This is a genomic window from Nocardia sp. NPDC050408 (assembly GCF_044458905.1).
Classification (GTDB): domain Bacteria; phylum Actinomycetota; class Actinomycetes; order Mycobacteriales; family Mycobacteriaceae; genus Nocardia.
Genome location: NZ_JBITIL010000010.1, coordinates 40,902 through 59,490 on the forward strand (window position 1 = coordinate 40,902; position 18,589 = coordinate 59,490).

The 18,589-nt window shown below is 64.8% G+C and carries 19 protein-coding genes; 11 read left to right on the plus strand and 8 right to left on the minus strand.

The window, feature by feature from the left end:
- The first annotated feature begins 140 nt into the window (after positions 1-140).
- The 3 genes from ACIBJI_RS26325 (at position 141) to ACIBJI_RS26335 (ending at position 2,812) form a co-directional block, all read left to right on the plus strand.
- A complete protein-coding gene (locus tag ACIBJI_RS26325) occupies positions 141-1,004 on the plus strand; it encodes an ABC transporter substrate-binding protein (RefSeq protein ID WP_364359766.1) in 864 nt (287 codons plus the stop codon).
- 3 nt (positions 1,005-1,007) lie between these two features.
- Positions 1,008-1,970 carry an amino acid ABC transporter permease gene (locus tag ACIBJI_RS26330; RefSeq protein WP_364359739.1) on the plus strand — a complete coding sequence of 321 codons (963 nt, stop codon included), beginning with the start codon at positions 1,008-1,010 and terminating at the stop codon, positions 1,968-1,970.
- A gap of 89 nt (positions 1,971-2,059) precedes the next feature.
- On the plus strand, positions 2,060-2,812 hold the full coding sequence (locus ACIBJI_RS26335) for an amino acid ABC transporter ATP-binding protein (protein ID WP_364359736.1): 753 nt from the start codon (positions 2,060-2,062) through the stop codon (positions 2,810-2,812).
- Between the two features lie 2 nt (positions 2,813-2,814).
- Here the strand turns inward: ACIBJI_RS26335 and ACIBJI_RS26340 are convergent, their stop codons facing one another.
- The gene (locus tag ACIBJI_RS26340; protein WP_396959788.1) at positions 2,815-3,708 is read right to left on the minus strand and encodes a LysR family transcriptional regulator; all 894 of its coding nucleotides are present in this window, start codon (positions 3,706-3,708) and stop codon (positions 2,815-2,817) included.
- A 71-nt stretch (positions 3,709-3,779) separates the two neighbouring features.
- Between ACIBJI_RS26340 and ACIBJI_RS26345 the strand changes: the two genes are divergently transcribed.
- The 3 genes from ACIBJI_RS26345 to ACIBJI_RS26355 all read left to right on the plus strand — a co-directional run bounded on the left by ACIBJI_RS26345 (position 3,780) and on the right by ACIBJI_RS26355 (position 6,291).
- Positions 3,780-5,144 carry an FAD-binding oxidoreductase gene (locus ACIBJI_RS26345; protein ID WP_397086297.1) on the plus strand — a complete coding sequence of 455 codons (1,365 nt, stop codon included), beginning with the start codon at positions 3,780-3,782 and terminating at the stop codon, positions 5,142-5,144.
- An 84-nt stretch (positions 5,145-5,228) separates the two neighbouring features.
- Positions 5,229-6,113, plus strand: a complete 885-nt coding sequence (locus ACIBJI_RS26350; protein ID WP_397086299.1) for an SPFH domain-containing protein — start codon at positions 5,229-5,231, stop codon at positions 6,111-6,113.
- A gap of 7 nt (positions 6,114-6,120) precedes the next feature.
- On the plus strand, positions 6,121-6,291 hold the full coding sequence (locus tag ACIBJI_RS26355) for a toxin-antitoxin system HicB family antitoxin (protein WP_157187107.1): 171 nt from the start codon (positions 6,121-6,123) through the stop codon (positions 6,289-6,291).
- 77 nt (positions 6,292-6,368) lie between these two features.
- Here the strand turns inward: ACIBJI_RS26355 and ACIBJI_RS26360 are convergent, their stop codons facing one another.
- On the minus strand, positions 6,369-7,265 hold the full coding sequence (locus tag ACIBJI_RS26360) for an SDR family NAD(P)-dependent oxidoreductase (protein WP_364359723.1): 897 nt from the start codon (positions 7,263-7,265) through the stop codon (positions 6,369-6,371).
- Positions 7,266-7,308: 43 nt separating this feature from the next.
- Here ACIBJI_RS26360 and ACIBJI_RS26365 point away from each other — a divergent pair, with 43 nt between their 5' ends.
- Positions 7,309-7,896, plus strand: a complete 588-nt coding sequence (locus ACIBJI_RS26365) for a TetR family transcriptional regulator (RefSeq protein WP_364359720.1) — start codon at positions 7,309-7,311, stop codon at positions 7,894-7,896.
- Between the two features lie 283 nt (positions 7,897-8,179).
- Complete coding sequence (locus tag ACIBJI_RS26370) at positions 8,180-8,761, plus strand: hypothetical protein (protein WP_364359714.1); 582 nt, start codon at positions 8,180-8,182, stop codon at positions 8,759-8,761.
- Between the two features lie 3 nt (positions 8,762-8,764).
- Here ACIBJI_RS26370 and ACIBJI_RS26375 read toward each other — a convergent pair whose 3' ends face one another.
- Positions 8,765-9,619 (minus strand): methyltransferase domain-containing protein, encoded by an 855-nt coding sequence (locus ACIBJI_RS26375; protein WP_396959780.1) that lies wholly within the window; start codon positions 9,617-9,619, stop codon positions 8,765-8,767.
- 291 nt (positions 9,620-9,910) lie between these two features.
- On the opposite strand from ACIBJI_RS26375, the gene rpsA reads away from it, so the two are divergent.
- Both rpsA and ACIBJI_RS26385 read left to right on the plus strand, forming a co-directional pair.
- Positions 9,911-11,380 (plus strand): 30S ribosomal protein S1, encoded by a 1,470-nt coding sequence (gene rpsA, locus ACIBJI_RS26380; protein ID WP_327097191.1) that lies wholly within the window; start codon positions 9,911-9,913, stop codon positions 11,378-11,380.
- Positions 11,381-11,724: 344 nt separating this feature from the next.
- Positions 11,725-13,269 (plus strand): phospholipase C, encoded by a 1,545-nt coding sequence (locus tag ACIBJI_RS26385; RefSeq protein ID WP_396959778.1) that lies wholly within the window; start codon positions 11,725-11,727, stop codon positions 13,267-13,269.
- A 297-nt stretch (positions 13,270-13,566) separates the two neighbouring features.
- Here ACIBJI_RS26385 and ACIBJI_RS26390 read toward each other — a convergent pair whose 3' ends face one another.
- From ACIBJI_RS26390 to ACIBJI_RS26400, 3 genes are all read right to left on the minus strand, one after another.
- Positions 13,567-13,911 carry an MMPL family transporter gene (locus tag ACIBJI_RS26390; protein WP_397086301.1) on the minus strand — a complete coding sequence of 115 codons (345 nt, stop codon included), beginning with the start codon at positions 13,909-13,911 and terminating at the stop codon, positions 13,567-13,569.
- A 298-nt stretch (positions 13,912-14,209) separates the two neighbouring features.
- Positions 14,210-15,142 carry an MMPL family transporter gene (locus tag ACIBJI_RS26395; protein WP_397086303.1) on the minus strand — a complete coding sequence of 311 codons (933 nt, stop codon included), beginning with the start codon at positions 15,140-15,142 and terminating at the stop codon, positions 14,210-14,212.
- A 30-nt stretch (positions 15,143-15,172) separates the two neighbouring features.
- The gene (locus ACIBJI_RS26400; protein WP_364352530.1) at positions 15,173-15,385 is read right to left on the minus strand and encodes a hypothetical protein; all 213 of its coding nucleotides are present in this window, start codon (positions 15,383-15,385) and stop codon (positions 15,173-15,175) included.
- A 257-nt stretch (positions 15,386-15,642) separates the two neighbouring features.
- Here ACIBJI_RS26400 and coaE point away from each other — a divergent pair, with 257 nt between their 5' ends.
- Positions 15,643-16,854 carry a dephospho-CoA kinase gene (gene coaE / locus ACIBJI_RS26405; RefSeq protein WP_364352475.1) on the plus strand — a complete coding sequence of 404 codons (1,212 nt, stop codon included), beginning with the start codon at positions 15,643-15,645 and terminating at the stop codon, positions 16,852-16,854.
- Between the two features lie 102 nt (positions 16,855-16,956).
- Here coaE and ACIBJI_RS26410 read toward each other — a convergent pair whose 3' ends face one another.
- On the minus strand, positions 16,957-17,481 hold the full coding sequence (locus ACIBJI_RS26410) for a DUF402 domain-containing protein (RefSeq protein ID WP_364352472.1): 525 nt from the start codon (positions 17,479-17,481) through the stop codon (positions 16,957-16,959).
- A gap of 74 nt (positions 17,482-17,555) precedes the next feature.
- Entirely contained in the window at positions 17,556-18,197 is a 642-nt protein-coding gene (locus tag ACIBJI_RS26415; protein WP_364352469.1) for a hypothetical protein, read from the minus strand.
- Between the last annotated feature and the right edge of the window lie 392 nt (positions 18,198-18,589).

Sequence of the window (18,589 nt, forward strand, 5' to 3'; positions counted from 1 at the left end):
TCTTCCGTTACTGTCCAGCACGAAACGCCACGATCGCTTAGATTGCCAAACGGGTGGTGACGCCCGGGTTTCTCGGATCCGAAATGTGGAGGGCTGCTGTGTCTGTTCGATCGGTTCTTGGCAGGCGCGCCCTGCAAGCGATGTGCGTACTCGCCGGTGGTGTGCTGGCGGTGTCGGGCTGTAGTAACACCGAGGACAACTCGCCCTCGGTGGTGAAGGTACAGGGGATCGACAAGTTCGACACGGCCGCCGCGCTACTCCCGGACAAGATCAAGCAGTCGGGCAAGCTCGTCGTCGGAGTCAATGTCCCGTATCAGCCCAATGAGTACAAGGATCCGAGCGGCAAGATCGTCGGTTTCGATGTCGACCTGATGGACGCGGTCGCCGCGACCCTCGGCCTCAAGGCCGAGTACGTCGAATCCTCATTCGAGAAGATCATTCCCGCGATCCAGGCGGGCACCTACGACGTCGGCATGTCCTCCATCACCGACTCGAAGGAACGCGAACAGAGCGTCGACTTCACCACTTACTTCAACGCGGGCAGCCAGTGGGCGCAACAGACGGGTAAACCGATCGACCCGGAAAACGCCTGCGGTAAGCGGGTCGCAGTGCAGGCCACCACGGTTCAGGACACCGACGAAATTCCGGCGCGCAGCAAGAAGTGCGAGGCGGAGGGCAAGCCCGCCATCGATAAGAAGCCGTTCGACGAGCAGAGCGCGGCGACCAACGCGCTGGTGCTCGGCCAGGTCGACGCGATGTCGGCGGATTCGCCGGTTACCGCGTATGCGATCAAGAAGAGCGACGGCAAGATCGAAGCGGCGGGCAAGGTCTTCGATTCCGCGCCCTACGGTTGGGCCATTCCCAAGGGTTCGGCGCTCGGCAAGGCGCTGCAGGCCGCCGTCCAGCACCTGATGGATAACGGCAAGTACCTGGAGATCACCAAGAACTGGGGTGTGCAGGAAGGCGCGATCACCAAGTCGGTCATCAACGGCGCCGAGAGCTGATCGATGTCGTCATCCGAAATCACGTCGGCGCCCGGCGACAACACCGGGCCCGGCGGGCCGATCGACGCGGCAGAACCGGAGCCGATCAAGGCCGTTCCCCTACGCAGGCCGGGCCGCTGGATCGCTGCGGCGATCATCCTGGCCCTGCTCGGGCTCTTCATCTACGGCGCGGCCACCAACCCCGCGTACGGATGGGGAACCTATCGAAAGTACTTGTTCGATAGCCGGATCGCCTCCGGCGCGATGATCACCCTCGAGCTGACCGTGCTCGCGATGGCGATCGCCATCGTGCTGGGCGCGTTGCTCGCGGTGATGCGCCTGTCGCCGAATCCGGTGTTGCGCGCCGTGGCGTGGGTGTATCTCTGGATTTTCCGTGGCACACCGGTTTTCGTGCAGTTGGTCTTCTGGGGTCTGTTTCCGTCGCTGTACAAGTCGATCCAGCTCGGTGTGCCGTTCGGGCCGGAGTTCGTTCGGATCGACGTCCAGGGATTGCAGGCCGCGTTCGCCTTCGCAGTGATCGGCCTCGCGTTGAACGAGGCCGCGTATATGGCCGAAATCGTCCGTGCCGGAATCAATTCTGTCGGCGAGGGGCAGCGCGAGGCCTCGACGGCGCTGGGCATGTCGTGGTCGCAGACCATGCGCAGAACCGTGCTGCCGCAGGCGATGCGGGTGATCATTCCGCCGACCGGTAATGAGCTCATCGGCATGCTGAAGACCACTGCGTTGGTCACCGCGATCCCGTTGAGCACCGACCTGTACGGGCGGGCCCGCGATATCTACGGTGTGAACTTCCAGCCGATTCCACTGCTATTGGTCACCGCCACTTGGTATCTCGCGGTCACCAGCGTGCTGATGATCGGGCAGTATTACCTGGAGCGCTACTACTCGAGGGGTGCCTCGCGACAGCTGACCGCCAAGCAACTGCAGCAACTGGCCGACGCTCAGACGATTGTGAAGGCGAAATGAGCGAGCGTAGCGAGCGAACAATGGACACGGCCGCTTTCGCAGGCATGAGCGGGACGACAGACAAAGTGGAGCCGACTGACACACAGCCGATGATTTTCGCGGATCGGGTGTGCAAGAACTTCGGTGCGCTGCAGGTGCTCAAGGGCATTTCGCTCGAGGTCGGGCGTGGCGATGTGCTGTGCCTGATCGGGCCGTCGGGTTCGGGTAAATCGACCTTTCTGCGCTGTATCAACCACCTCGAGCAGGTGAATGCCGGTCGGCTCTATGTCGACGGCGACCTCATCGGCTATCGCGAAAAGGGCGGCAAACTCTACGAATTGCACCCGCGTGATGCGGCCAAGCAGCGCCGCGATATCGGCATGGTGTTCCAGCATTTCAACCTGTTCCCGCATCGTACGGCGATGGAGAACATTGTCGAGGCGCCCATCCAGGTGAAGGGCCTGCGCAAGACGGACGCGACGGCGCGTGCACACGAGTTGCTTGACCGAGTCGGCATGGGGGACAAGGCGAATGCCTATCCGGCCCAGCTCTCCGGCGGTCAGCAACAGCGCGTCGCCATTGCCCGCGCACTGGCCATGGATCCCAAGCTGATGCTCTTCGACGAGCCGACCTCGGCACTGGATCCGGAATTGGTCGGCGAGGTGCTCGGGGTCATGCGCGAACTCGCCGCCGACGGAATGACGATGGTGGTTGTCACCCACGAAATGGGTTTCGCCCGTGAGGTTGCCGACCAACTGGTGTTCATGGACGGCGGCGTGGTCGTGGAGGCGGGTAATCCACGCGAGATGCTGGCCGACCCGAAACAGGAACGCACCAAGGCATTCCTGTCGCGACTGCTGTGAATTCAGCGTCGGCCCAGGCCGATACGGAGTTGTCCGAGTAGGACTTTCGCCGCCGGACTGCCCGGACGATCGCGCCGCCACGCCAACGCGAGTTGTCCGCGCAGCTCCGGTTCGGTGATCGACAGCACCCGCACGCCGAATGCGGCGGCCTCCTCGGCCGTCAGCGCGGGCACCACCGCGATGCCGAGGCCGCGGGCGGCGAGCCGGAGCAACAGCGGGGGAGCGGCGGCCTCGAATGCGATATCGGGTTCGAATCCCGCTGCGGCACAGGCTCGATCGAAGACGCCGCGGATACCGGTGCCGCGCGGCAGACAGATCAGCGGTTGCTCGCGCAACTGGTCGAGCGTGATCGCGGCACCCTTCTTACCGTCCGGCGCGACCGCCGCAACCACCGGCGTATCGAGCACAATATCGATACCGATCTCGGCACCGATCTCGGCGCCGGTCAACCCGACCAGGGCGATATCCAGCTCACCGCTGCGCACCGCCGCGAGCATCCGTTCGGAGGTGTCCTCGGTCAGGCTGATGCCGACCTGCGGGTGGTCGTCGTGAAAATCCGCCAGCACCGAGGAGATATCGAATTCCTCGTCGCCCGCGCCGGATATGCATCCGAGCCGGACGTGTCCGCGCAGCAGTCCAGTGAATTCGTCCACTGTCGCGGTGATCTGCTCGGTTGCCGCCAGCGCGGTCCTGACATGCGGTAGCACCGCCGCGCCCACTTCGGTCAAGGTCACCGAGCGCCCGCCGCGATCGAGAAGTTGTTGTCCCAGTTCACGTTCGAGCTGGCGGATCTGCGCGCTGAGTCCGGGTTGGGCCAAATGCAACCGAGCCGCAGCGCGGGTGAAGTTGGCCTCCTCGACCACGGTCACGAAGTAGCGGAGTTGGCGCAGTTCCATAACTACTGATTATAAGGACAAGCAGAACTATCTGTTGTACTTCTGACTCAGCACGCGGCATCGTTTAAGGCATGGGAAACACCGCAGAGATCATCGACACCTTCACCGGCCCGGTCTTCCGCCCCGGCGACACCGGATACGACGAAGAAGTCGCCGGTTTCCAGGCCGCGTACCGCCACCGCCCCGCACTGGTCGTCGGCGCGGTACACGTCGAGGATGTGCGCAGTGCGGTGGAATACGCCGCGCGCCACGGACTTCCGGTCGCGGTCCAGGCCACCGGGCACGGACTTTCGGCCGCGGCCGACGGCGGTGTGCTGATCAGCACCCGTCGGATGACCGATATCCGGATCGACCCGCCGACGCGTACGGCCCGCGTCGGCGCCGGAGTGCGGGCGGGCGCGCTGGTCGAAGCCGCCGCACCGTACGGGCTGGCACCATTGAACGGATCCTCGCCGTCGGTCGGGGTCGTCGGCTACAGCCTCGGCGGCGGATTGGGCCTGCTGGCACGGCAATTCGGCTACGCCGCCGAACATGTGCGCGTCGTCGAAATCGTCACGGCGGACGGTCGGGTCCGCACGCTGACCCCCGGCGACGAACTCTTCGGCGCGGTGCTCGGCAGCGGCGGCAATTTCGGCGTGGTGACCGCGCTGGAACTGGAGCTGGTTCCGGTCGCCACCGTCTACGGCGGTCAGTTGGTCTTCGACACCCCGCTGGTCGAGCAGGCCCTGGAAGCTTGGAAGGACTGGACCGCAACGCTGCCCGACGAGCTGACCTCGACGGTCACCGTCATGACCTTCCCGCCCATTCCGCAGGTTCCGGAACCGCTGCGCGGGCGCTATGTCGCGTCGATCCGGATCGCCTACAACGGATCCGTAGACGAGGGCGAGCGTTTGGTCGAGCCGTTGCGGGCCGTCGGGGATCGTCTGAAGGATGACCTGCGGGTCATGCCGTACACCGAATCGCACACCATCCACAGCGATCCCGACCACCCGCATGCCTACGCCGCTACCAATGCACTGCTCGATGAGCTCACCGGAGAAACCTTGTCGGTCTTGCTCGAGGCCACCGGACCCGAATCGCCGATCCAGGCGGTAGTCGATATCCGGCACCTCGGCGGTGCGCTGAGTAGGCGTGGCCCCGCGGGGATCAGCGTGGACAACCGGGATGCCGACTACATCGTTCGCATCATCACCATGCCTGGACCCGATGCGGGTGACGCCGCGCCCGAGGATCATGCGGTGATCCGCGCGGCGCTCGCGCCGTGGACCGTCGGTCACAGCTTGAACTTCCTCTACGGCGCGGGTGCCGCCGCCGACGAGGCGCAGACCCGAGGTGGCTACGCACCGGAAACCTACGCCCGGCTGGCCGCATTGAAGGCAAAGTACGACCCGCACAATATGTTCCGCTTCAACCGCAACATCACACCCGCGAACTGACCGCCGCGACCGCCCCGAGCATCTGTTGCCCGGGGCGGGTCTGGTGCTATCTTAGTGATATCACTTTGATACTCGGAGGATGTCATGAAGCTTCGGTCGGCGTTCCACGTCAACGGCTTTCTCGTGTTGGTGTCGTGGTTTGTCCTTACGCTCCTGATCGGTGGCGGCGCCATCGTCGGATACGCCGTGGCCGCGCACAACGACAATGTGCCCGCACTGGTCGGCGCGATCATCGCGACCGTGGTGGTGGTCGCGCTCCTGCTGTTGGCCACCGGGCTTACCGTGGTGAATCCCAATGAGGCCAAGGTCGTTCAGTTCTTCGGCCGCTACATCGGCTCACTGAGCGAGCCCGGCTTCTACTCCGTGGTGCCGCTCACCGACCGCCGCAGCATTTCGCTGAAGGTGCGCAACTTCGAGACCCAGAAGCTCAAGGTCAACGATGCCGACGGCAATCCGGTGGAGATCGCCGCCGTCGTGGTCTACCGGGTAGTCGACAGCTTCAAGGCCGCATTCTCGGTCGACGACTACGAAGAGTACGTGGCGACCCAGTCCGAGGCGGCCGTGCGGCACCTGGCCACGACCCACCCCTATGACGCGCACGACCAGAACGCCACCAGCCTGCGCGACGGGGTCGAGGTGGCCGAGGAACTGACCGTCGAACTGCGTGACCGCACCGATCTGGCGGGCATCGAGGTCATCGAGGCCAGGATCACCCACCTTGCCTACGCGCCGGAGATCGCGCAGGCCATGCTCGTGCGGCAGCAGGCGGCCCAGGTGGTCGCCGCGCGCACCCGGATCGTCGAGGGCGCGGTCGGCATGGTCCGGCTCGCGCTGGACAGGCTCGCCGAACAGGGCGTCGTCGAACTCGACGAGGAACGCAAGGCCGCCATGGTCTCCAACCTGCTGGTCGTCCTCTGCGGTGACCGCGCCACCCAACCCGTCGTCAATACCGGCTCGCTCTACTCCTGAGTCGCCCATGGCCGAGCGCAAGAAGATCCTGCTACGCCTGGACCCGGCGATACACGAGGCCATTGCCCAGTGGGCCGCCGACGACCTGCGCAGTATCAATGCCCAGATCGAGTACGCACTGCGCCTTGCGTTGAAACAGGCAGGGCGCGGCCCGAAAGCGAAACCGGCCGAGGAGTAGCCGGAATACGCTCTGCCGCAACGATGCCGAACGCCCACGGGTGTTCGGCATCGCCGGCATTCGTCTCCGACGATGTGTCAGCGCGCGAGTTCGCCGAGGAGTTCGAGACTGTCGGTGTACAGCGCGTGTTGCGCGTCCCGGTCGTAGGACGCCTTCGATGAAGGTTTCGCGGTACGGCCAACGAAGTGCTGGCCGGTCATCTTGTCGAGCGATGGATCGGTGACAAGCCACGCGAGATCCTCGCCCGATCGGCGCGGTGTATTCACACCGGGCAATAACACCAGACCCCGAGCGACTGTGCGCCACAACAGTTTGGCTGCCGCCCCGGCATCCCTGGCGAGTCCGGTGCCTGGCATCAGTCCCGGATCGAAGGCATTCACCGTGATGCCGCGCGGCTGGAACTGGCGTGCCAATTCGTAAGTGGTCTGCAGATTAGCCAACTTCGATGTGCTGTAACGGCGACGGCCGTCGCGCTGTGCGGATTCTGTCGACTCGGGCGGGTAGGCGAGTTGGCGGACATCGGTATCCAGCGGATCGGGCATGCCGGTGAACTGATCCGGATTATGTGTGCCCGAGGTGACGAAGACGATGCGCGCGGGTGCGATCAGGTCGTCGAGCAGCGCTTGGACCAGTGCGAGGTGTCCGAGATGGTTGACGCCGAAGGTGGCCTCTACGCCGTCCTCGGTGTAGCTGCGGCGGGTGAACTGCAGTCCGGCGTTGCACACCAGTGCGCGCAGCGGAGGTAGTCCGCGCCTGCGGAACTCGTCGGCGAAATGGGCGACGGAGGCCAGTGCGGCGAGGTCCAGCGTTGCCGCCTGCGCGCCGATGGCGGCGGCCTGCGCCTGGGCCCGGTCGGCGTCACGCCCGGTCACGACGACCGTCCATCGGGGATCGGCGGCGAGTGCCCTGGCGCATTCGCGGCCGAGGCCGCTGGTGCCGCCGGTGATCACAACAGTTCTGTCACTTGTTGTCATATGGCAGAGTCTGCCATATGGCGCGCTGTGCGACAATACTCGGATGTCGTTGCGGGATCGAAAGAAGGAGCGGACGAGGCGGGCGATCGCCGATGCCGCGCTGCGGTTATTCGTCGAGCGCGGATACGACGCCGTGACCGTGGCGGATATCGCCGCCGAGGCCGAGGTCGGGACGCGCACCCTGCACCGCTACTACGCCAGTAAGGATGAATTGCTGTTTGCCGAGGACGACGAGCATCGGGCGGAACTGGCCGGTCTGCTGGCCGAGCGCCCGTCCGACGAATCCCCGGAGGAAACCATGGTCGCGGTCATCGGCCCGCTGGTCGACCGCTTCGCCGACCGTCTCGCCGACGCCCGCGCCCGCGATGCGCTGATCGCGGCCAACCCGGCCTTGCAGGCCCGCGAGCTGGCCAAGCGCAATGCGGTGGAATCCCTTGTCGCCGAACATCTTGCGCACCGCTTGGGTGTAGCGGCGGGCACCGATGTGCGGCCGCTGCTCTGGGCCAAGGTCAGCATGGCCTGTTTCTTTGCGGGCTACGAGATCTGGCTGCATATCGGCGGCGACCTGGGCTCGCACATCGGCGATGCACGAGCCGCACTACTCGATGAATTCCGTTCGGCCGGTACCTGATTCAGTGCCAGCGGTCGGCGGCATCGGTTCATCGTGTGGATTCGGCCGCAGCGGCCGCCTCGGTCTGCAACTGCATCTGCGGGTCCGAACTCAGAATCAGCACCGCGGGCCCGATCGCGGCAGACGTTCGCCGGGCGCTACGAACGTGCGCCGGAATGCGGTTCGCAAACCGGTGGTCAGGGGTCACCGCCAGGCTCGAGAGCGCCGCGAGTTCATCGGCGGCGAACGGCGGCTGCGAGATTCGCCGAGCAGTCCTGACTGCGCGGCAAGGTAGCGTGACCCGGTGCCAATCTCGTTCGACACCAGCGGATTACAGCAGCTCGACAGCAATGCGTGGCGCGATCCTGCCACTGGCGACATCGTGCAGTTGAGTTACTTCGATCTGGTGCCCGATCTGCCCGCGCCACTGACGGACCTGACAACATTGCGGCGCAGGCTCGCCGAGATCCATGCCGAAAGCGGTTGTCTCATCGAGGCTTTCGTCGTCGGAATCGATTCGCAACCCGCGCTGCTGCGGCTGCAGAAGATGCGGCTGCCGGATCAGCCGACCGGTGTGGTCATTGCCGCCTCGCTCACCGTGCCGAAGGCGACTTGCAGTGCGGTGCTGCAGATCCTCTGCCCGGAGACCGGCACCACCGGAATCCGTGAGGCGGTACTCGCACTGGAAATCGGCTTCGACAATATGTACCCGCCCCATCCGTACGCACCCGATCTGCACGGCGCGCTGCCCTATAACGCGGCCGATGACCTGCGCTGGGACGAGCGCTTCCCCGACCATCCGCTCTCGCGTGCCCGCCGCTGGGCGGCGTATACCTGCCCCGCCGCCCGTCTCGATCCCAACTTCGCGGCGCTGCCGGCGTTCTGAGAACTAGGTGTCGGCCGGTTTGTGGGTGACGAAGATGGCGGTGCCGGGGAACAACTCACCCCGCAGCGGGCTCCACTGACCCCACTCCCGCTCCAGCCACTCCGGCCAGTCCGGTTCGATGATGTCGTCGAGCAGCAGCCCGGCGGCGACGATCTCACGCACCCGATCGCCGATGGTGCGGTGATGTTCGACGTAGGTCGGCGTGCCCGCACTGTCGACTTCTACATACGGCGTGCGGTCGAAGTAGGGGATCGAGGCGGTCAGGCCGGCGGGTCCGGGGTCGTCCGGAAATATCCAGCGCATCGGATGGTTCACCGAGAACACCCAGCGACCGCCCGGCCGCAACACCCGCGCAACCTCGCGCATCACCTGTTCGGAGTCTGCGACGAACGGGACCGCGCCGAAGGACGAACACGCCAGATCGAAGGATTCGTCGGCGAACGGCAGTGCCTCCGCCCCCGCCTGCACCAACGGCACCTTCGGCCCGCCGCCCGCCATTGCCGCGAGTCCGCGCGTGAGCATTCCCATGGACAGATCGAGTCCTACCGGCTGCGCGCCCTGTCCGGCCAACCAGCGCGAACACGGTGCGGATCCGCATCCGATCTCCAGGATCCGCTTACCCGCGAGCTCGCCGAGGAAATGCATATCGCCCTCGTGCAAGCCCTCTGGGCACCAGATGAACTCGCCCTCGGGGGAGTCGACGCCGAGAAAGTCGGCGTGGGTTTCGTGATACTGGTCGGCATCGGCGTCCCACCAGCGCCGACTGGCCTGCTGGCTGGCGGCCGAACCGATTCTGGTCCGCGCGGTCGCGGTGGTCCCGAGCAGTGCGTTTGCCTGCGTATGGCGATCTTCCGACACGCCGTCAGACTATCTCGGCGTGGCGTCGGGACCGGTTTGCCCGGCCGGACCAAGGTCGCGTACGCTGAACGCGCGAGTGTCTATGGGTACTGCCGTACCGGTGTCATTGCAGTAACAATCTGCGGGGGCAACTGTACAGAAGTAACGCCAACACCCGTGCTGAGTTTCACAAGCGTTCGCGTGCGGTACGTTCATTATGTCCGTCACGTCGCGTCATCGCGGTGAGATCGCAGCGTACCGAAAGTTCCAATGTCCGCAACCGACCACAATCCGTCCGGAGCAAACCGACATATGCCCACCACCGTCACCTCGCCGCAGGTAGCCGTCAACGACATCGGCTCCGCCGAGGACTTCCTCGCCGCCATCGACGCCACGATCAAGTACTTCAACGACGGCGATATCGTCGAAGGAACCATCGTCAAGGTCGATCGCGACGAGGTCCTGCTCGACATCGGTTACAAGACCGAAGGCGTCATCCCCTCTCGCGAACTCTCCATCAAGCACGATGTCGACCCCAACGAGGTCGTTTCCGTGGGTGATGAGGTCGAGGCTCTTGTTCTCACCAAGGAGGACAAGGAAGGCCGCCTGATCCTGTCGAAGAAGCGGGCGCAGTACGAGCGGGCGTGGGGCACCATCGAGGAGCTCAAGGAGAAGGACGAGGCCGTCAAGGGCACCGTCATCGAGGTCGTCAAGGGCGGTCTGATCCTCGACATCGGTCTGCGCGGCTTCCTCCCGGCCTCCCTGGTCGAGATGCGCCGGGTCCGCGACCTGCAGCCGTACGTCGGCAAGGAGATCGAGGCCAAGATCATCGAGCTGGACAAGAACCGCAACAATGTGGTCCTGTCCCGCCGCGCCTGGCTCGAGCAGACCCAGTCCGAGGTCCGCAGCGAGTTCCTGCACCAGCTGCAGAAGGGCCAGGTCCGCAAGGGTGTGGTCTCCTCGATCGTCAACTTCGGCGCGTTCGTCGATCTCGGCGGCGTCGATGGTCTGGTGCACGTCTCCGAGCTGTCCTGGAAGCACATCGACCACCCGTCCGAGGTTGTCGAGGTCGGCAACGAGGTCACCGTCGAGGTCCTCGACGTCGATCTGGACCGCGAGCGGGTTTCGCTGTCGCTCAAGGCGACCCAGGAAGACCCGTGGCGTCAGTTCGCCCGCACCCACGCGATCGGTCAGATCGTGCCGGGCAAGGTCACCAAGCTGGTTCCGTTCGGTGCGTTTGTGCGCGTCGAAGAGGGCATCGAGGGCCTGGTGCACATCTCCGAGCTGGCCGAGCGCCACGTGGAGGTCCCGGACCAGGTTGTCGCGGTCGGCGACGACGCGATGGTCAAGGTCATCGACATCGACCTGGAGCGTCGCCGGATCTCGCTGTCGCTGAAGCAGGCGAACGAGGACTACCACGCCGAGTTCGACCCGTCGAAGTACGGCATGGCCGACAGCTACGACGACCAGGGCAACTACATCTTCCCCGAGGGCTTCGATCCCGACACCAACGAGTGGCTCGAGGGCTTCGACAAGCAGCGCGAAGAGTGGGAAGGCCGCTACGCCGAGGCGGAGCGTCGCCACAAGATGCACACCGCGCAGATGGAGAAGATGGCGGCCGACGCCGCGGCCGAGGCCGCGAACGGTGGCGGCGCGTCGGGCAACTACTCCTCTGAGAGCGGTTCGCAGGCGTCCTCCGGCCAGGCCGAGTCCTCCGGCGGTTCGCTCGCCAGCGACGCCCAGCTCGCGGCCCTGCGTGAGAAGCTCTCCGGCAACGCCTGATTCGTAGAGCAGTAGCGAAGGCCCCGGTCCGATTGGACCGGGGCCTTCGTGTTGCGGCAATCGGTAGTGTGCCCGGACATGGGGAGCAATCCGGGCAAGACCAGATTGCTCGCTGACCGGTGTGCTCGAAACATGGTCTGCGGCACGGCCGGTGGGCGAGCGTACGGCCGAGGTCGACGAGAAGGACTGCGCGGCACCGGTGAACCGCCGATAGCGATCAGTCGGACATTTGACCAATTTCACCGGAATGTCTGCACGCCTTAGCGATAGGGTGCAGGCGAGTCGGTAGCGCGTTGGCAAGATCGAGCCCGACGAATCAGCCCGGACGAGAGAGAACACCACGCATGTGCGCAGCGAGTCCGTTCAGCGGTCTCAACCGTAGACAGTTCCTGGCGAAGGCCGCCGCGGCCGGAGCGGTGGGCGCACTCGCGTCCTGGGCCGATCCGATCATCGAACGCGCCTACGCCGCCGATCCGGCCGGGACCGGCGGCCTCGGCGATATCGAGCATTTCGTGCTGCTCATGCAGGAGAACCGTTCCTTCGACCACTATTTCGGCACCATGGCCGGCGTGCGTGGTTTCGGTGAGGCATCCAAGTCCTGGCAGCAGTACGGTTGGACGCCCGGTATCGGTCCGACCCCGGACGGCTTCGTGAACCCGTTCCGTCTCGACACCACCCGTGGCGCGACACTCGACGGTGAATGCATCAACGATCCGGATCACAGCTGGGGCGGTATGCATCGGGCCTGGAACGGTGGCGCCAACGATCAGTGGATGCCGATGTCCATTGCCAGTGTCGGCCCGGCCAACGCGCCCGCGGCCATGGGTTACTACCTGCGCGAGGACATTCCGATCCACCATGAACTCGCCGATGCGTTCACCATCTGCGACAACTACCACTGTTCGGTCCTGGGCCCGACGGATCCGAACCGGCTGTACTGGATCAGCGCCACCATCGACCCGGATGGCGTGGCGGGTGGACCGCTGCTGGAGACACCCACATTGATCCCGCAGCACGTCTACAGCTGGCGCACCTACCCGGAGAACCTCTCCGAAGCGGGCGTCAGCTGGAAGATCTACAACAACCGCGATGCGGGCCCGCTGTCCTCGGTGATCCTGGACGGCATGCTCGGCTGTTTCACCCAATCTACTGATCCGAATTCCGAATTGGCCCGGCGCGGCCTTGCGCCGGTGTACCCCAACGACTTTCAAGCCGATGTCGCCAACGACACGTTGCCCGCTGTGTCCTGGGTGATTCCGTCGTTGATCAACTGTGAACATCCCGCGCTGCCTGCGGCCTTCGGCGCGTATGGCATCGTGCAACTGCTCGATATCCTCACCTCCAATCCGAAGGTGTGGGAGAAAACCGCGCTGATCATCAGCTACGACGAGAACGGCGGCTTCTTCGACCACGTCACCCCGCCGACCGCGCCCGCGGGCACGCCGGGCGAATTCGTCACAGTGCCGTTGGATCGGGTGAAGGCTTCGAAAGGTATCGCGGGTCCGATCGGTTTGGGGTATCGCGTTCCCGGCCTGGTGATTTCGCCGTACAGCCGCGGCGGGCTGGTCGCATCGGAGACCTTCGATCACACCTCCCAGCTCCGACTGCTCGAGACCCGCTTCGGCGTCGAGGTGCCGAATCTGACGCGGTGGCGGCGCAGCGTCACCGGCGATATGACCTCGGCCTTCGATTTCGGTTCGACCCCGGATACGGCGAAGCCGGTGCTGAGCGATCCGAAGCCGAAGATGGATGCCGCGATCGCCCAGTGCGGTCCGAATATGGCACTGGGGAGCACGACTTCGGGTGTCCCGTATCCGGTGCCGCCCAACCAGATGCCGACCCAGCAATCTGGTTCGCGTCGCCGTCCGAGCGGAATCGTGCGAGGTTAGGCTGCGGGTATTCTCGCCCTGATGTCCGAGTCGGCCGTCGAGTTCACCGGGACCGCCTGGGAACGCAGGAAGATCGAGATGATGAGCCGCATCCAGCGCGTCGCGCTGGATCGTGTTCTACGGGCACGGGTATCGCAATGTGACGGTGGAGCGGGTCGCGGTGGCGGCCGGGGTATCGCCGAGTTCGGTCTTAGTTCGGCACCAAGGAGATGCTCGTCCTCTACGACGAGGCCGATCCAAGGGTGCTGGATGTGCTGCGCACGGCCGGTGGCGGCGATACCGTCGACCCGCCTGCGGTCAGGAAGCTCGCGAAAACCGCGACCATGCTGGCGGCCGCCGCGGTGATCGGCCGGGCGGTGCGTTGCAGTCCATCCGAACCGCGGCGGCATTGTCACCGGTCTCGTCCCAGCATTCCTTCATCCGCCGGATCAGGAATACCTCGTAATCCATTGATAGACAGAACAATACGGCGAATACCAGTATCAGTAGATACATCTCCAGGAATCCGGTGCTGCGGAAGCCGAGCGCGGATTCGCTTACATCGTGTTGGAATACCGCGACCGTCCGGCCCAGTGCGGCCCCGGTAGTCAGCAGGTTGAGCAGAATTGCCATGAGCGCGAGCACAATACGGCGGAATGCCACAATCGGGAATGTCAGCGATACGGTCAAACAAGCGTGATCACCCAGGGAAAGCAGGCGGTAATCCGGTGCGGCACATCAGCGAACGTCGCTGACCGCCGATGCGAACTTCTACATTGTCGAGAGCCGCTGCACGAGAACGGATATCGGAGACCAAGTCGGTGGCGGTCGTCGAATCGAAGGTGACCTTGTGTACCACGATTGCCAGTACCCGGCCATCCGCCTGCTGCGGCAGCACCGTGGCAATGCGCGGTCGCGGGTCAGTTCGGCGATGAATCGAGTAGCTTCGGAACGGGTTTCGTCACCAAGCGGGCCCGCTGTCCGGACCTGCTGCCACCACCTCGATCGGTGCGAGCAGCCCGGGACCGAAACTGTCCTCGATGAGTTCGGTCGCCCGGCCGGTCGGTCGATCCGTCGGTGCGGTGAGGCCCATATCGACGCCGTAGCGTATGCCGGTGATCGGGGTCGCCGAGGCCAGTAAGCCGACCCCGATCGCGCCGAACAGCGCGGGCCGTCCCATAACGGTATGCCTCCACCGTGCCCATACGCTCGATGCCGTCGCGGACCGGACTGCCGCGGGCCTGAGCAGGTGCGGCAGTGCGCCGAGATTCACCGCCGGACCCAGCGTCGCCAGCAGTGCGGACAATAGCGTGAGGCCCGCGATCAATGTGGCGATGACCGCGACCACCACCCCGACCGCGACACCATTCAGCATCGGCAGCCCGACCGCTGCCAGCGCGCACAGCGAGATCATCACGATGAATCCCGAGGCCAGAATGATGCGGCCGGTCGTATCTATCGCGCTGCCGATAGCCGCGGCAATGGCCTCGGCGGATTGCCGATCGCGCACGCCGCGCCGGGGCAGCTCCCCGTTGAATCGGCTCACGATGAACATCGCGTAGTCGATCGCGGTGCCGGTAGCGATCATGGTGGCAACCGAGAGCACCAGCGGATCGAAGGGCAGAAAGGTGGTCAGGCCGAAGAGCGCGCCGACGGCGACTGCGATGCCCGCCGCCGTGACGGTAATGGGCAGCGTGGCCGCGACCACCGCGCCGAGGGCGAGCACCGCAGTCGCCATGGGTAGGCCGATGGCCTCGGCACGTTGCATATCGGCGGTCTCGATTTCGATGAGATCGGTCTGTGCGGGCGCGAACCTGGTGACCATGACCTCGATGCCGGAATGTAGGTGATGACGGCAGCACGAAGTGACCCAGTCCCGATTGGGCTGGGTCACCGGAGGTTTATGACCAGATGGGCGGCAGAGTCAGCTGGCGGCCGCAGGCACCCAGTACGCGGTCGCGGCGGCGGAGCGTTTTCGCATGGCCGCGAAGCTGTGCCGAGCGGGGCTGATCAAAGCGGTGAACCACGAGCGGCGGTGCTCGGCGAGCGCTGCCGCGACGGCGGGATGCTTGATGCAGTGCATGCCCCCCGCCCTGCCCAGGCGGTGGCGACCCACCTGGTTGATTTTGGTGCCCAATGATGTTCCTTTGCTTGCTGGTATTGGCCTGGATCGCCACGGCGAAGATTAGTCGAACGAAAGTGTTCGGCACAGTATTTTGCACGAGTAATTGCCTCGGCGTGTCGGAAAGTTGTGGTCCGGCGCGGAGAATCGACCGGAAATGTTGCGAGATGGTCTCGGCCCAGTCACGGATCGGGCAAATGGTGTTTCAGATGGTGGAATGTGCGCGTAGGGGGTTGCGTTCGGCGCGACATCGAGGATGCGAGACTGGTCGAATGTTACGGATCGGCCTCACCGGAGGCATGGGAGCGGGCAAGTCGACGGTGGCGCGGATTCTCGCCGATCTCGGCGCGGTGATCGTCGATTCCGATGTGATCGCCAGAGAGGTCGTCGAGCCGGGTACCGAAGGCCTGACGGCGTTGGTGGCGGCGTTCGGTCCCGGCATCCTCGCCGCCGACGGCAGCCTCGATCGGCCGGCGCTGGCGGCCAAGGCATTCGGATCCGACGAAGCGCGTGCCACGTTGAATTCCATTGTTCATCCATTGGTCGGTAAACGAACTACGGAATTGATTTCCGCCGCGCCGTCGGATGCGATTCTCGTTCAAGACATTCCGCTCCTGGTGGAAAATGGTCTCGCGCCGCTGATGAATCTTGTATTGATCGTCGATGTGCCCGCGGAAACTCGGATACGGCGGTTGGTGCAATTCCGGGGCGTTTCCGAATCGGATGCCCGGGCACGTATTTCGGCGCAGGCCACCGATGAACAGCGCCATGCGGTCGCGGATGTGCTGTTGGACAATAGCGGTGAGTCGGGGGCCATTGATTCGGTTGTTCGGCAGTTGTGGGCGCAACGGCTGGTGCCGTTCGAGCGGAATCTGCGCACCGCGACACCGGCGCGGCGCACGGAGTTGCGCGTTGTTCCCGCGAATCCCGAGTGGGCGGCGCAGGCGCAGCGGCTAATCGCCCGGCTGTGGGTTGCGTGTGGTGCGGCGGCCTCGCGGATCGACCACATCGGCTCCACCGCGGTGCCGGGATTGCCCGCCAAGGATGTCATCGATGTGCAAATCACCGTGGCGGATCTGGCTGCCGCCGATGGGTTGCGAGATGCGTTGGGGGCGGCTGGTTTTCCGGTGCGGCCCGATATCGTTGCCGACAATCCGAAGCCGACCGCGGCGGATCCGAAGGGCAGCGATACGGCGTTGTGGGCCAAGCGGTTTCACCAGAGTGCCGACCCGGGGCGGTTGGCGAATGTGCATGTCCGGGTGGCAGGTTCGCCGGGGCAGGAATTCGCGTTGCTGTTCCGGGACTGGCTGATTGCCGAAGCAGCCGTGCGCGCGGAGTATCTGGAGGTCAAGCGCGAAGGTGAGGCCAAGGCGGCCGGGCTGACCGGCGAGGCGGCAACGCTGGCGTATCTGGATGTGAAGGAACCGTGGTTCGACGCTGCCTGCCCGCGGGCCGCGGCCTGGCGCGACAGCGTCGAACGCTGAACTGTACGCGGGCTATCGGATGTTCAGAGCAGTGCGGCGAGCCGATCGTTGGCCGCACCGAGCGGTGCCGCCAACGGGACCATCGCCAGCTCGGCGGTGGTACTACATCCAGGTCAGGGTGATATCCAAGGTGGCGAGCCAGCGGTCCAGCGAGTAGCCGTTGGCGGCGATGCCGTCGATGGCAATGGACGCGTGTTCGATGGCGGCCTGGGCCTCGGCGAGGGTGATCAAACCGGCGGTGTGCGCGGCGAGCAGTTCGTCCACGTCGAGCAGTTCCGTCTCGCGTCCCGAGCGCACCACGATATCGAGGTAGTGGTCCACCGACTTCCACTTCTTCGGCTCGACCTGGGTGAATTCGCCGAGGTCGAGGTAATAGTCCTCATCGCGTCGATGTGCGGGGTGAAAGTGGAAGATCGTCACCCGAATGGAAAGCCCGGGCAGCAGCCACGACTCGATGTAGTGGAACTGCGGATGGTCCGAGGTGCGCGCCATGTACAGGCCCCACGGCTCGGTCCGGTAGCGCTCGACCGGCCGGACGAAGCCCTTCGGGTCCGTGTTCGTCAGGTCCGCGAGGTTGAAGTACTCGACCTTGGGCCTGTGCACGTCCACTGATGGTGCCTGTGTCATGCAAACAGAATCTACCGCCGTCGCCGCGCCGTCGAGTGGTAGGCGAAGGTTGGGCAGACTCTGCCTGGATCGGGCTACATCCAGGTCAGTGTGATCTCCTTGGTGGCCAGCCAGGGCTCGACCTCGTGCCCGTGCGCGGCCAAGCCCTCCATGGCCTTGGTCGCCCGGTCGAGCGCGTGATGCGCATGCGTCGTATCGATCAGACCGGCCGAATGGGCGGCCAGCAGATCGTCCACGCCGCGCAGTGCGGCCGCGCGGGAGTGGCGTACCGCGATCTCGAGGTACTGGTCCATGGACTTCCAGCGCTTGGGTTCGATCCGGGTGTACTCGCCGATATGCAGGCAATAGTCCAGGTCGCGGTGGTGTCCGGTCTGGTAGTGCACGATTGTCACGCGCAACCAGAGTTCGGGCAGCAGCCAGGTCTCCATGTATTGGATCCGGGGACCGCCGACGGTGCGTGCCACGTACAGACCCCACGGCTCGATGTGCACGCGGTCGAGCGGGCGCACGAAACCCTTGGGATCGGTCATGGTCAGCTCGGCGATATTGAAATGTTCGATCTTCGGTCTTAGCTGGGTAGTGGTCATCGGTGATCCCGGTGCGGCGGTGGTGGTTGGCTGATTGACGGGCGGAAGCCCGCGAAAGTCACGTGCGACGTAACCGGCGATTCCGGTCACAGCGGGCGCGGCGGCAAGCAATGGAATCAGAGCGCTCATAGCCTCATCCTCAGGTCCGACAACCAAATTAGGTTACACCCGGTAGAGGCTGTCTGCCGTTGTCATCGGTGGGACGAATCTCGTTGCAGCAACGGACATTTCGGACAGGTAACAGATCGTGCATCAGTGTTGGTTCCGGACAGTGCGCTAGATCGCGGAACGGCTGTCCGATCGTGATGAACCGGCCCGGCGCGGGGGCGGATTCATCGGCTGGGTTCGTGGTGGCTCGGCCGGCTTTGCCGCGACTCATCACGCCGAACGATCAACCACGCGTCGCGGTGTCCTGGCCGAAAGCCGAGTGGGCTGGTCGGCGAGGTGGTCGGTTGCAATGACCGTCCGGATACTGCGCTCCGGTGGTGGTCAGGCTTGGTACGGCTGGGCGGATCCGGCGG

Coding starts and splice junctions, on each gene's coding strand:
- ACIBJI_RS26325 (WP_364359766.1), top strand. CDS start 141: ATGTGCGTACTCGCCGGTGGTGTGCTGGCGGTGTCGGGCTGTAGTAAC.
- ACIBJI_RS26330 (WP_364359739.1), top strand. CDS start 1,008: ATGTCGTCATCCGAAATCACGTCGGCGCCCGGCGACAACACCGGGCCC.
- ACIBJI_RS26335 (WP_364359736.1), top strand. CDS start 2,060: ATGATTTTCGCGGATCGGGTGTGCAAGAACTTCGGTGCGCTGCAGGTG.
- ACIBJI_RS26340 (WP_396959788.1), bottom strand. CDS start 3,708: ATGGAACTGCGCCAACTCCGCTACTTCGTGACCGTGGTCGAGGAGGCC.
- ACIBJI_RS26345 (WP_397086297.1), top strand. CDS start 3,780: ATGGGAAACACCGCAGAGATCATCGACACCTTCACCGGCCCGGTCTTC.
- ACIBJI_RS26350 (WP_397086299.1), top strand. CDS start 5,229: ATGAAGCTTCGGTCGGCGTTCCACGTCAACGGCTTTCTCGTGTTGGTG.
- ACIBJI_RS26355 (WP_157187107.1), top strand. CDS start 6,121: ATGGCCGAGCGCAAGAAGATCCTGCTACGCCTGGACCCGGCGATACAC.
- ACIBJI_RS26360 (WP_364359723.1), bottom strand. CDS start 7,265: ATGACAACAAGTGACAGAACTGTTGTGATCACCGGCGGCACCAGCGGC.
- ACIBJI_RS26365 (WP_364359720.1), top strand. CDS start 7,309: ATGTCGTTGCGGGATCGAAAGAAGGAGCGGACGAGGCGGGCGATCGCC.
- rpsA (WP_327097191.1), top strand. CDS start 9,911: ATGCCCACCACCGTCACCTCGCCGCAGGTAGCCGTCAACGACATCGGC.
- ACIBJI_RS26385 (WP_396959778.1), top strand. CDS start 11,725: ATGTGCGCAGCGAGTCCGTTCAGCGGTCTCAACCGTAGACAGTTCCTG.
- coaE (WP_364352475.1), top strand. CDS start 15,643: ATGTTACGGATCGGCCTCACCGGAGGCATGGGAGCGGGCAAGTCGACG.
- ACIBJI_RS26410 (WP_364352472.1), bottom strand. CDS start 17,481: ATGACACAGGCACCATCAGTGGACGTGCACAGGCCCAAGGTCGAGTAC.
- ACIBJI_RS26415 (WP_364352469.1), bottom strand. CDS start 18,197: ATGAGCGCTCTGATTCCATTGCTTGCCGCCGCGCCCGCTGTGACCGGA.